This is a genomic window from Gulosibacter macacae (assembly GCF_003865375.1).
GTDB lineage: Bacteria > Actinomycetota > Actinomycetes > Actinomycetales > Microbacteriaceae > Gulosibacter > Gulosibacter macacae.
Map to the genome: position 1 here is coordinate 176,159 of NZ_RQVS01000003.1, position 12,678 is coordinate 188,836.

The window sequence follows — 12,678 nt, forward strand, 5'->3', positions numbered from 1 at the left end:
CGGCCATTCATCCACAGGGGTAGGTGTGCGCCGAGCGAATGTCGGAGGCTCAACCTAACCTGTGGGCGTCAGGTCGAAAGCGGACCAATCCGCCTTGTCGAAGCGCTCTCCATCAGCGCGAGGCAGCCTGCAGGCGACAACGACACGACTCATAAGGAGAGCACCCCATGGCCGCACCTAAGGACCGCGAAAAGGCCCTCGAATCCGCACTTTCTCAGATCGACCGTCACTTCGGTAAGGGCTCGGTCATGCGCCTCGGGAGTGAAGAGCGCGCCCCCGTCGAAATTATTCCGACCGGTTCGATTGCGCTTGACGCTGCGCTCGGCATTGGTGGTCTTCCCCGTGGTCGCATCGTTGAGATCTACGGTCCGGAATCGTCCGGTAAGACGACGGTTGCCCTGCACGCCATCGCCAATGTGCAGCGCCAGGGCGGCATCGCCGCCTTCATTGACGCTGAGCACGCACTCGACCCCGACTACGCCCAGAAGCTTGGCGTCGACATCGACCAGCTGCTTGTCTCGCAGCCCGACACGGGTGAGCAGGCCCTCGAGATCACCGACATGCTCGTGCGCTCGGGTGCCGTCGACCTCGTGGTCATCGACTCGGTGGCGGCCCTCACGCCGCGTGCTGAGATCGAAGGCGAGATGGGTGACACCCATGTTGGTCTGCAGGCGCGCCTCATGTCGCAGGCGCTACGCAAGCTCACCGGTGGGCTGAGCCAGACCAAGACCACTGCGATCTTCATCAACCAGCTGCGTGAAAAGGTCGGCGTGTTCTTCGGTAGCCCCGAAACCACCTCGGGCGGTAAGGCACTGAAGTTCTACGCCTCGGTGCGACTCGACATCCGCCGTATCGAGACGCTCAAGGACGGCTCCGACGCAGTCGGCAACCGCACCCGCGTCAAGGTCGTCAAGAACAAGATGGCACCGCCCTTCAAGCAGGCCGAGTTCGACATCCTCTTCGGCGTCGGCATCTCGCGCGAGGGCTCGCTCATTGACTACGGTGTCGACCACGGCATCGTGACGAAGTCGGGATCGTGGTTCACCTACGACGGCGACCAGCTCGGCCAGGGCAAGGAAAATGCTCGCCGCTACCTCCTCGAGAACCCCGAGGTTGCCGCTGAGATTGAAGACCGCATCCTCATCAAGCTCGGCATTCGCGAAGACCCGAACGCCGGCGTCATCGACCCGGCCACGGGCGAGGTGCTCGACGCTGACAGCTTCGAAGAACGACTCGGTGCTTAGGTAACGACTCGGTGCTTAATTGAAGTCGATACAGGGGTGTCCGGTCTGGAGCTGATCGGGCACCCCTGTGTCGATGTTGAGCGGGAGACAAACGAATGACAACAGACGACCATCTCGCCGAGGTCATCGCCTTCCCCGGTGCGTGGCAACGGACTGATGCGCGCCAGCAGGCTGAGCCAGACGCCGATCGGGACGCAGCTGAAAGTGACGGCGCAACCGACACCATCTCTACTCTGCAGCAGCGCATCCGCGCGGTTGAGACTCGCGAGCGAGTCGAGCACGCGGTTGCTGCGCAAGACGAGCCGGCCGCTGAGACGGAGCCACGGCGGCGCGAGCAATTGCGCCCGGCGGGGAACGTGCGGAAGCTTGGCGGACGTAGCCGCGTGCAGTTCCGACCAAGCGATGATGAAGCCGATCAGGAAGCCCACACCCACGCACACTCTCCCTCGAACGTCACGGCGCTTCCGGGGAGTGCGGGGAACGCAGATCTCATCGCCGGCGCCAGCGATCTGCTCGTGCGCTGGCTCGGCAGGGCACCACATTCAATTCGCGACGCCCGGCGCTATTTGCGCGAGATGTTCGAAGGACTCGGCGAGCTCGATATCGAGAACATCCTCGACCGGATGCAAGAGCTCGGCTACCTCAACGACCGCGTTTTCGCCGAACAACTTCGCGACGGCAAGTTCGCGCGCAAAGGCCTCGGGCAAGGCACGATGCGGCTCGAACTGCGAAAGCTCGGCATCGCCGACGACATCATCGCCGAAGTGCTTGGTGACCTCGATGTCGACGACGAGTACGAAAGGGCCCTCGACCTCGCGCGCGAGCGTGCTCGACGTAGCAGAGGACTCGACTACGACACCGCATTTCGACGCATCCACGGTTACCTCGCCCGTCGCGGCTTTGGCGGCGAACTCGCCACCCGAGCTGTCCGCACCGCACTCAGCGACTAGCGTGCTGAGGCGCATGTCTGCTGCGAGGCGCCGCTGACTAGACTGGAGATGGTCGTCGATTGTGGCGCCATGACCGGGCGCAACCGCCCTGAAAGGGGTGCATTGTCCTGTCCGCCTCCCCGAGAAGCACGCGCGTTGTCAGCACACTTGCCCAGCGCATCCTCCCGCAACGCAACGATTACGCGCAGCTAGGCCGTACTTGGCGCGTTGACGTCACTGCCGGTATCACGGTGGCAATTGTCGCGCTCCCGCTTGCCCTCGCCTTTGGTATCTCCTCCGGCGTCTCCGCAGCCGCGGGACTCGTGACCGCGGTCGTGGCCGGCATCGTCGCGGCCATCTTCGGCGGTTCGAATGTGCAGGTGTCGGGACCCACGGGCGCTATGGCGGTCATCCTCGCACCGGTCGTGGCCGTGCACGGGGCAGAATCGGTGCCGCTACTCGCGCTCATGGCGGGCGTACTCCTCGTCGTCATGGGACTCAGCGGTCTCGGACGAGCGGTGTCACTCATTCCCTGGACCGTTGTCGAGGGCTTCACCCTCGGCATCGCCGCGATCATCTTCTTGCAACAGGTGCCAATGGCACTCGGCACGACCGCATCCGTTGGGATGAATCCGGGGCTCGCGGCCATTGCAGCGTTCGGGACCGCTGATTGGGGGACCGCGCTCGTCACGCTCGCCATCGTCGCGGGAGTCTGGGGCCTCATCCTGCTGCTGCCCAAAGTGCACCCGGCGATTCCGGCGAGCTTGGTGGCGGTGATCCTCGCCACCGTCGCGACGTTCGTGTTCACGCTGCCGGTGCCCACCATCGGCACACTCCCGACCGCATTGCCCGCGCCCGCGCTCCCGAGCTTCGACCTGGCACGGCTCGGAGAGCTTGCCATGCCAGCCTTCGGCATCGCAGTCCTCGCGGCCATCGAATCCCTGCTCTCGGCCCGCGTCGCCTCACGCATGGCCGACACCGGCCCCTACTCACCCGACCGCGAACTCAGCGGGCAGGGTCTCGCGTCAATCGCATCCGGGCTGTTTGGCGGCATGCCTGCGACTGGCGCCATTGCCCGCACGGCAGTCAATGTGAAATCAGGGGCACGCACGCGCCTGAGTGCCATCGTTCACGGTGTGCTCTTGCTCGTGGTCATCTACCTCGGCTCGACGCTCGTCGCCCACATCCCGCTCGCTGCTCTCGCGGGAGTGCTCATGGCGACCGCCACCCGCATGGTGTCGCCCGAAACGGTGCGGTCAATCTTCAAGGCGAGTCGGGCCGATGTGCTCATCTTCTTTCTCACCGCTGCGATCACCTTGGCGTTCGACCTCATCGTTGCTATTCAAATCGGTTTGGTGTTGGCGGCGATCGTGGCGCTCAAGCACGTCGCTGATCAGGCCGGCGTGCGCCGTGAGTCACTGCCGGGCGAGCGGCTTCCCGGTGATGAACGCATCGCGCTCGTTCGAATTGATGGCGCAATGTTTTTCGGCGCGGCCGACCGACTGCAGCGTGAGTTCAATGAGTTCACTGGCATCGAGGTCGTCATCATTCGGCTCTCGCACTTGAGCGGACTCGATGCGACCGGGGCGAACGCCCTCGTCGATATCATTCACACGTTCGAGCATCGCGGCGTCACCGTTCTGCTCAAGGGATTGAAGCCCGAACACCAGCGCGTCGCGCGTGCGTTTGGTGTGCGGGCGGCGCTCCGTGACGAAGCGCACGTATTTGACTCACTCGAGGATGCGGTGGCCCACGCCCGTAGCCACATCGAGCGTGGACCCTGGCAACCCGCGAGCTAGCGAAAGCCGCTTCTCGGCAAGTGGCCCTCTCGTGGTCAAGTGGCCCACCCATGGGTGGGGGAGTTCGTCACGAGAGGGCCACTTGCGCCAATTCATTCACTCGCGGTGAGCGGTTCGAGCAGGATGCGACGGCCGGCCCAGCGAGACCGCAGCCACACATCGTGGCTCGCGATCACCACGGCCCTTGGATATTGCGGAAGCACCCGTTCCAACTCTTCCGCGAGCGCGAGCGCGAGGTGGTTGGTCGGCTCATCCAGCAGCAAGAGCGCGGGCGGCTCGGCCACAAGCGAGGCAAGCGCCACCCGTCGCCGCTGCCCGTACGACAATTCGCGTAGCGGTTTCGCGCTCGCCTCGGCATCGAGCAAACCCAGCTCTGACAGTGAGGGCGCTGCATCCGGTCGCCGCAGCGCCGCCCGGTAGGCATTCGCAGCAGTCATAGCGAGGTCAGGCCAGGAATCGTATTGCGCGAGAAGCCCCACGGTGCCGACCCGCTTGACGGAACCAGCATCCGCGTCGAGTTGGCCGGCAAGGAGCGCCAGCAATGTCGACTTACCGGCGCCATTCGGTCCCTCAATCAGGATGCGGTCTTGGCGAGCGATCTCGAGGCTCACCGGCTGCATCCGGCCCGCGACCGCGGCATCGGCGACGACGGCGAGTGGCACCTCGCCCCCACGCTCGCGATGCGCGAAACCGCGGAATCGCAGCGGTTCGGGTGGCGGTGCGACGGGAGATCGGTCGAGCGCGGCGAGCTGCGCCCGCGCCTGCCGCAGGCGCGCCCCTACGGTCTTTGCCGCCCGATCCGCCTCGAATTTCTTCGCAACCCCAGCCTCGCCGCGCGGCTCCGTCGTGTGAAAGATATCGCGGGCCTCGATGTCGATCACCCGCTGCAGACGAGCCCGTTCGAGCTGTTCCTGCGCGAACGCGGCTCGCCACTGTTCGAGTTCGCCGGCCCGTTGGCGCAGATACGCACTGAACCCGCCACTTGACCTCGCGCCCTGCCTGACGCCATCGCGCGCGCCGTGTGGTCCGACCTTAGGGTCGAGATCTACGATGCCCGTCGCCACCTCGTCGAGGAAGGCACGATCGTGGCTCGCGAAGAGCACGGGGCCAGACCAACTGCGCAACTCGTTCGACACGAACGCGCGCGCTGAGTCATCAAGGTGGTTCGTCGGTTCGTCGAGCAGCAATGCGACTGGCGCTTCGAGAAGCAGGGCCGCGAGTGCCAGGCGGCGGCGCTGACCTCCCGACAGCTCGGCGATCGGACGATCGCGAGCGAAGCCACCGAGCCCGACTCCGGCGAGCACCGACTCGATGCGGGCATCCAATTGCCACAGACCACGCTGTTCTGCCTCGGCGAGCGCGCGCTCGTACTCTCGCGCCGCATCCTCGTCATCGGCAAGCTGCAGGGCCGCGGCTTCGAGCCGATCACCAATCGCCCGCACCGGAGCAACTGCGTCGTCAATCACCTCGCCAATACGCACATGCGCAGCGGGCGCTAATTCTTGGCCAAGCAGCCCAATCGTCGCAGGCGAACGCACCAGACCCGCATCCGGTTCGAGCTGGCCCGCGAGCGCCGCGAGCAACGTTGATTTGCCGGCGCCATTCGCACCGATGAGACCGATTCGTTCGCCGGGGCCAACGACGAAATCGATATCGTCGAGTACGCGGCGCCCACCGCGAACGACCGTGAGACCCGTTGCTTGCAATTGCGCCGATCGTTGGCGCGACACATCGTGTGCCATAAGATCCCCTCCCCGGATGCATCCGGGAGCTGTGATAGTTCCCCGGCGGGCACGCGACGGTGCCGCAGACGCGGGGCGGAAAATCAGCGCAGGAACATGCCGACGATGGTACACGCCGCACTCGAACGTAGAATTGGCGCATCATGACCGAAACCGCCACCCGTATTGCCCCGTCGTCCGCCGCCTTCAACGCCGACGGCTCCCAGCGCAGCTTCTTCGTGCGCACACTCGGCTGCCAGATGAACGTGCACGACTCCGAACGCATCTCTGGTTCACTCCTCGCCGCCGGCTATGTCGAGGCGGCCACCGAAGACGCCGATGTGCTCGTGATCAACACCTGCGCCGTGCGTGAGAACGCCGCCACGAAGCTCTACGGCAACCTCGGTCACCTCGCCTCGGTGAAGCGACAGCACGAGGGCATGCAGATCGCGGTGGGCGGCTGCCTCGCGCAGATGGAGCAGGACGAGATCGTCCGCAAGGCGCCACAGGTCGATGTCGTGTTCGGCACACACAACATGGGTTCGTTGCCCGTGCTGCTCGAGCGCGCCCGACACAACGAAGAAGCCCAGGTTGAGCTGCTCGAATCGCTCGAAACCTTCCCCTCGACGCTCCCGACGAAGCGTGACTCGACCTACTCGGGCTGGGTATCGATTTCAGTCGGATGCAACAACACCTGCACGTTCTGCATCGTGCCGTCACTGCGTGGCAAAGAGAAGGATCGCCGTCCGGGCGACATCCTCGCCGAGGTGCGCGCGCTCGTTGATCAGGGTGCCATCGAGGTGACGTTGCTCGGTCAGAACGTGAACTCCTACGGCGTGGAGTTCGGTGACAAGCTCGCGTTCGGCAAGTTGCTCCGGGCCTGCGGTGAAATTGATGGGCTCGAGCGGGTGCGGTTCACGAGCCCGCATCCAGCCGCCTTCACCGACGATGTCATCGATGCGATGGCGGAGACGCCGAATGTGATGCCGCAGCTGCACATGCCGCTGCAATCGGGTTCTGACCGCATCCTGCGCGAGATGCGCCGCTCATACCGCTCGAAGAAGTTCCTCGGCATCCTCGAGCGGGTGCGCGAACGCATGCCGCACGCGGCGATTTCGACCGATATCATCGTGGGCTTCCCGGGCGAAACCGAAGAAGACTTCCAAGAGACGATGCGGGTGGTTGAGGCCTCGCGATTCGCGAATGCCTTCACTTTCCAGTACTCGATTCGTGATGGCACGCCCGCCGCAACGATGGCCGATCAGGTGCCGAAGGAAGTAGTGCAGGAGCGCTTTGAGCGCCTCGTTGAGCTGCAGCACCGCATCTCGCTCGAAGAGAACGAGCAGCTCGTGGGCACGCGTCAGCAGGTGCTTGTTTCGGTCGACGAGGGTAAGAAGGATGGCGCCACGCATCGGCTCACGGGCCGCGCCGAAGACAATCGCCTCGTGCACTTTGCGGTGCCTGAGGGGTCGGAGACGCCGCGCCCGGGAGACGTTGTCGACGTTGAGATCACGCGCGGCGCGCCGAGCTACCTGCTCGCGGATGCTCCTGACGGGGCGCCGCTGCGTATCCGTCGTACACGAGCCGGCGATGCCTGGGATGCGGCGCAGGCTGCTTCCTGCGGCACCGGTAGTGCCGACACTGCCGTGGGTGCAGTGAACCTGGGTCTGCCGACGCTGCGCATCGGCGCCCCCCAGTGACCGAGCAGCCGGCCGAACTCATCGTCATTGGTGGCGCGACCGGCACCGGCAAGACGGCACTTTCGCTCGACGTTGCCGAGCGGCTGGCAACTAGGGGGAAGAAAGCCGAAATCATCAACGCCGATGCCATGCAGTTCTATCGCGGCATGGATATCGGCACCGCGAAACTGCCAGTGGCCGAGCGTCGGGGGATTCCGCATCACCTCTTTGATGTGCTCGAGGTGACCGAGGAGGCGACCGTCGCCTGGTACCAAGAGGTCGCCCGAGACTGCATTGATGAGGTGCTCGGTCGCGGCGCCGTGCCGATTCTCGTTGGCGGCTCTGGCCTCTACATCGCCGCGGTCGTGTTCGATCTGCAATTCCCGGCCCGAGATGAAGCCGTGCGCGCCGACCTCGAACGCGAACTCGAAGAGTGGGGCTCGGGGATGCTCCACCGCCGCCTTGCCGAATTCGATCCCGAAGCCGCCGAGCGGATTGACCCGCGCAATGGTCGACGGGTGGTGCGCGCACTCGAAGTGATCAAGCTCACCGGCGAAAAGTTCTCAGCACAATTGCCCGAACAGGATGCTTGGTGGCGCCACACTGCGATGGTGCTTGTTGAGCGCGAGCGCTCCGAACTCGTTGCCGCGCTCGACGCTCGCGTCATCGAGATGTGGCGTGACGGGCTCGTCGACGAGACGGCAGAGTTGCTCTCGCACGGTCTTGTTGACACGTCAACTGCGGGGAAAGCCATCGGCTACGCCCAGGCTGCCCGCCAATTGCGGGGCGAGACCACTGAGGCTGAGGCCATCGCCGAAGCGCAATTGCTCACGCGCAAGTATGCCCGGCGCCAGGTCTCGTGGTTCCGTCGCTACGACACGGCGCTACGCTTGCGTGCCGGGGATGCGTGGGGAGCGTCACTCGTGCTCGATCACGCCGGGCTCACCAACTAGGGCCGCGGCAAACGCCCGCGCAACTCCATCGCCTCGCGCACTCGTTCCATCGCCATGGTGAGCGCGGCCTCGTGTGGCAGTGTGCCATCGCGCTGGCTCATATCGAGCACGGCGACCGTATTGGCGCGCAGCTTTTCTGAGATCATCTCGAACACCGCAGCGGTGTCGACGACGAACGGCGAGTTGCGAGCATCCGTCGAGTGGGCGGCGGCGACGATGCCGCCCGCGTTCGCAATGAAGTCGGGCACGACCTGCACGCCCCGCTCCTGCAGGATGCGGCGCGAACTCGGCGAGGTCGGCAGATTCGCGCCCTCAACGATGAGACGTGCCGTGGTGTTGGCCGCGACGGCATCGGTAATCGTGTCTTGCATTGCCGCGGGGATGAGCACATCCGCATCCACGTCGAGCACATCGCGCGAGTGGTCACCGCTCGCGTAGGCACTCACGCAGGCATCGCCGTGTTCGGCGCGCAAGTCGAGCAGTCGCTCGAGGTCGAGTCCATCGCGGTCGTGCACGGTGCCGGTGGCGGTCGCAACCGCCACAATCTGGGCGCCGAGCGCCGCGAGCCGTTGGGCTGCGGCAACGCCGACTGCGCCGAATCCCTGAATCGCCACGCGCTTGCCAGCCAGCGATTCACCGCTTCGCTGCAGGGCAGCATCCGCCGCCTCAGCCACGCCAAACCCGGTCACACCGAGCTGGTCATAGGGCACGCCGCCCAGCGCGCGGGGAAGTCCGGTCGAAGTGCCGAGATCACCGAGCTCATCGGCGAGGATGGCCGCATCCCGCTCATTGAGCCCCATGTCGAGGCCGAAGAGGTACTCGCGCGGCACCTCATTGCGGAGCGCTCGAGCGAACGCGCGCAGGATGCGTTCCTTGTCGGGTGAGGTCGGATCGCCGAGGATGCCCGCCTTAGCGCCACCGTGGAACAGATCGACTGCTGCCCACTTCCAGGTCATGGTGCGGGCGAGTCGGCACACTTCCTCGATCGTGAGCGTCGGACTCATCCTCGTGCCGCCCTTGCCAATGCCGCGCGCGGAATTGTCGATGACCAGCACACCTCGCATGCCGGTTCGGCTATCGCTGACGACCACGATCTTTTCGGGTCCCCACTCATCGGCCATGCGCAGCAGGTCTTCTGCCATCACCTCGTCCTCTCCATTGATCGAGTCGGTGTCGCCTACCACTTTGGGTGAGAACCGAAGCAATCCGAGACCTGCGAGAACAGGGGCTTGTGGTTGAAGCATAAGTTTTTCTTCTGCTTGGTCGACAGATCACGGCCAGAGTCGGCTTCCAGTGCACGTCGGGGTGGGTAAGTATCTGACCAGGGCCGTGATTGCAACGGAGCGATCGCGCCGGCCCGCAACGAAAGGATTCGCGATGACGCGCCCCGCCTATTTCAGCGACGACGAGATCGAGCGCCTGCTCACGCAGGAGCTGGCGCTGGAATCTCAGCGGAGCGCCTTCTCTGCCCTCGGCAATGACGAAGCCGTGCTCGCGCCGCGCGTGCTCATCGACGGAGCTGACGATTCCGTCGCGTTCAGCTATGTCGCCCGGCTGTCGCCGCAGGCCCCAGTAGTGAGTAAATTCGGCAGCGTCAACCCCGTCAACGCCGAACGCAACGAGCCGGTGATCTCTGCGACCGTGCACATGCTCGACGCCGTCTCCGGGCGCCCGGTTGCCACGCTCGAGGCGACGAACCTCACCACTCTGCGTACCGCAGCGGCCTCGGCGCTCGTGTGCGAGCAATTGGCTCGCGAGGATGCACGAACGCTCGGCGTGATTGGCTCCGGAGTGCAAGCTCGGGCACACATTCATGCCTTGACTCGGGTGCGAAACTTCGAAGAAGTGCGCGTCGCCGGGCGCTCACTCGAGCGCGCGAAGGCGATGGCTCGTGAACTCGCCGCAGAGATTGATGTGCCGGTGCGGGTCGTCGGTCACGAACTCGTTGCCGCTGCCGATGTGGTCGTCACCTGCACGACGAGCTTCGAAGCGGTGCTCGAAACCGCGTGGGTCCGGCCTGGCGCCACGGTGATCAGCGTCGGTGCCTTTGCGCCCGACCGCATGGAACTTCCGACCTCGCTCATCGACCGGGCCGACCTCGTCGTTGTCGACCATCTTGAGACCACTTCGGCCCAATCGGGCCCCGTGGTGGCTGCCCTCGAATCAGGTTCGATCGGCCTCGGTGACCTCGTCGAGCTTGGCACCGTCGTGACTGGCAAGCATCCGGGCCGAACGAACCCGCGCGAGATCATCGTCTATTTCAGCGTGGGCATCGGCATCCAGGATGCGGCTGCCGCAGCCGCCGTCGTGGCCGCAGCCGACGGCGTCAGCGCGGCCGACGACTAGCGAACTCCGGCGCGAGCGTGATGCCGGGCGAGCGGCTTGCCGTTCGCCGGGCTGCGCGCGCCAGCGTTTCAGTGAGCTTGCCGATGGCCGGGTTGCCGTGCCGAGGTGCCACTAACAGCGACACGTGGCGCTGCACCGTGAGGTCTGAGATCGTCGCCGTATCGGTGTCGCCATCGGCGAGGGTAGTGGCCGCGAGCGCCGGCACGAGCGCGACGCCAAGGCCAGAGCGTACGAAGCTCGCGACCACGCTGTAGTTATTACTGCGATAGCGGATCTCAGGGGCAAATCCGGCAGCCGCACAGGCCCGTTCAACGGCATGGGCGCACTGCGCGTCGGCACTCGTGGCAATCCAGGTTTCATGCTCGAGATCACGCAGGGTGATGGTCTGCCCAGAGGCGGGATGCCCCGGTGACACAAAGGCAACGAGGTCTTCCGAAAGCAAGTGCACTGCGGTGAGTTCTGCTGGCCAGCGCATGGGCACCAGGTCATAGCGGTAGGCGAGGGCGACATCGAGTTCGCGTTCGACCAGCCGAGGCACCAGCTCGCTCGGCTCACCCTCGTCAAGGATGAGCTCAACTTCGGGATGCGTGCGGACGAACTCCGCGAGCGCCGCCGGCACGAGTTGTCGGCTTGCGGTCGGGAAGCTCCCGAGCCGGATGCGCCCCGCGCCACCTTCGCCGAGGTTGCGCACCTAATCGTCGAAGGAAGCAAGCGCGGCAAACACTTCGTGGGCGTGGGCGTGCAATTGCTCGGCGACGCTCGTCGGACGAATGCCCCGGGCATCCCGTTCAAACAGTGTCAGGCCAGTTTCGCGTTCGAACGCGGCAATCTGCTGCGACACCGCCGACCCCGTATAGCCAAGCTGGCGGGCGGCGCCAGCGAATGACCCGGTGCGCAGTACGGCGACCAGGGTGGTCAGATGAGTCGGATTCACCACGATGTGCTCCCTTCGCTTTGGTGAGGGTAGCGCAGATTTGCTTGTGCTCAATAGATGCGAACGAATGAAGCTGAGCATAAGAGCTACTTGCCCTAGGGTCATGAAGCCGCAGTCTTGCGGCATGTGCACGCCACTCGGTCGTCGCCAGAATCGGACAGACCGAATCAATCCACCGCGATCGTGGCTCGTCAGCTCGATAAGTCGCACGCAACGGAACGACTCACCCGGCAATGTGGCCGGACGCTCGGCTCCTCGTGCGTTCCCGCCCCGTTTCCGGTGGGCCGACCACACGAAGGGAACGTTCATGGCCGACCAGTCAGCGCCGATCGCCATCGACCTGAACAACGTCGAGAAATCTTTCGGCGACCACCACGTACTCAAGGGCGTCTCGCTGCAGGTTCCCACCGGCACCGTGACCGCCATGATCGGCCCCTCGGGCGCCGGCAAGAGCTCGCTGCTTCGCTGCATCAATCTGCTCGAGCGGCCCGATAGCGGCACCATCACCGTTGAGGGCATCACCATTGACGTGAGCACCAAGATCGATGACGAACAGCTTCGTGCGCTGCGTCGTCAGATCGGCATGGTGTTCCAGCACTTCAATCTCTTCCCGCACCTCACCGTGATGCAGAACGTCTCACTTGCGCAGATGCGCGTGCTCGGTCGCAGCAAGGATGAGGCAAACGAGAAGTCGCTCACCCTGCTCAAGCGCGTTGGCCTCGGCGACAAGGCCGACCAGTACCCGGCCCGTTGCTCGGGTGGTCAGCAGCAGCGCATCGCAATTGCCCGCGCGCTTGCACTCGAGCCGAACATCATGCTCTTCGATGAGCCGACCTCTGCGCTCGACCCGGAACTCGGCCTTGAGGTGCTCGCGGTGATGCGCGAACTCGCCGAAGACGGCATGACCATGGTGGTTGTCACCCACGAAATGCAATTCGCGCGCAGCGTCTCCGATGACCTCGTGGTGATGGCCGACGGCCGCATTCTCGAAGAGGGCCACCCCGAAGAGATCTTCAGCGACCCCAAGGAGCAGCGCACCCGCGAATTCCTGCGAGCGGTGCTGGAACGCTAAC

The 12,678-nt window shown here is 64.9% G+C and carries 10 protein-coding genes and 1 pseudogene; 7 read left to right on the forward strand and 4 right to left on the reverse strand.

Annotation, left to right across the window (positions count from 1 at the left end; translation table 11 throughout):
• Positions 1-167 precede the first annotated feature (167 nt).
• The 3 genes from recA to EG850_RS03515 all read left to right on the forward strand — a co-directional run bounded on the left by recA (position 168) and on the right by EG850_RS03515 (position 3,972).
• Positions 168-1,244: a recombinase RecA gene (gene recA / locus EG850_RS03505; RefSeq protein WP_124970011.1), complete on the forward strand. Its 1,077-nt coding sequence runs from the start codon at positions 168-170 to the stop codon at positions 1,242-1,244.
• Positions 1,245-1,339: 95 nt separating this feature from the next.
• Complete coding sequence (locus tag EG850_RS03510; protein WP_124970014.1) at positions 1,340-2,194, forward strand: regulatory protein RecX; 855 nt, start codon at positions 1,340-1,342, stop codon at positions 2,192-2,194.
• Positions 2,195-2,424: 230 nt separating this feature from the next.
• Entirely contained in the window at positions 2,425-3,972 is a 1,548-nt protein-coding gene (locus EG850_RS03515) for a SulP family inorganic anion transporter (RefSeq protein ID WP_235829197.1), read from the forward strand.
• A gap of 92 nt (positions 3,973-4,064) precedes the next feature.
• Here EG850_RS03515 and EG850_RS03520 read toward each other — a convergent pair whose 3' ends face one another.
• Positions 4,065-5,714: an ABC-F family ATP-binding cassette domain-containing protein gene (locus EG850_RS03520; protein WP_124970020.1), complete on the reverse strand. Its 1,650-nt coding sequence runs from the start codon at positions 5,712-5,714 to the stop codon at positions 4,065-4,067.
• A gap of 143 nt (positions 5,715-5,857) precedes the next feature.
• Between EG850_RS03520 and miaB the strand changes: the two genes are divergently transcribed.
• Both miaB and miaA read left to right on the forward strand, forming a co-directional pair.
• Positions 5,858-7,393, forward strand: a complete 1,536-nt coding sequence (gene miaB / locus EG850_RS03525; RefSeq protein ID WP_124970023.1) for a tRNA (N6-isopentenyl adenosine(37)-C2)-methylthiotransferase MiaB — start codon at positions 5,858-5,860, stop codon at positions 7,391-7,393.
• Positions 7,390-8,325, forward strand: coding sequence for a tRNA (adenosine(37)-N6)-dimethylallyltransferase MiaA (gene miaA / locus EG850_RS03530; RefSeq protein ID WP_124970026.1), 936 nt, complete (start codon positions 7,390-7,392; stop codon positions 8,323-8,325). The genes miaB and miaA overlap by 4 nt, the downstream gene beginning before the upstream one ends.
• Here the strand turns inward: miaA and EG850_RS03535 are convergent.
• Positions 8,322-9,467 (reverse strand): Glu/Leu/Phe/Val family dehydrogenase, encoded by a 1,146-nt coding sequence (locus tag EG850_RS03535; RefSeq protein WP_185714931.1) that lies wholly within the window; start codon positions 9,465-9,467, stop codon positions 8,322-8,324. The two genes, miaA and EG850_RS03535, sit on opposite strands and share 4 nt — an antisense overlap.
• A gap of 235 nt (positions 9,468-9,702) precedes the next feature.
• Between EG850_RS03535 and EG850_RS03540 the strand changes: the two genes are divergently transcribed.
• Positions 9,703-10,671, forward strand: coding sequence for an ornithine cyclodeaminase family protein (locus tag EG850_RS03540; RefSeq protein WP_124970029.1), 969 nt, complete (start codon positions 9,703-9,705; stop codon positions 10,669-10,671).
• Here EG850_RS03540 and EG850_RS03545 read toward each other — a convergent pair.
• Positions 10,652-11,362: a LysR substrate-binding domain-containing protein gene (locus EG850_RS03545; RefSeq protein ID WP_124970032.1), complete on the reverse strand. Its 711-nt coding sequence runs from the start codon at positions 11,360-11,362 to the stop codon at positions 10,652-10,654. The two genes, EG850_RS03540 and EG850_RS03545, sit on opposite strands and share 20 nt — an antisense overlap.
• Positions 11,363-11,430: 68 nt before the next feature.
• Positions 11,431-11,608: pseudogene (locus tag EG850_RS13240) on the reverse strand (LysR family transcriptional regulator); the annotation flags it as partial.
• Between the two features lie 304 nt (positions 11,609-11,912).
• Between EG850_RS13240 and EG850_RS03555 the strand changes: the two are divergent.
• Positions 11,913-12,677, forward strand: coding sequence for an amino acid ABC transporter ATP-binding protein (locus EG850_RS03555; RefSeq protein ID WP_124970037.1), 765 nt, complete (start codon positions 11,913-11,915; stop codon positions 12,675-12,677).
• Position 12,678: the final 1 nt, after the last annotated feature.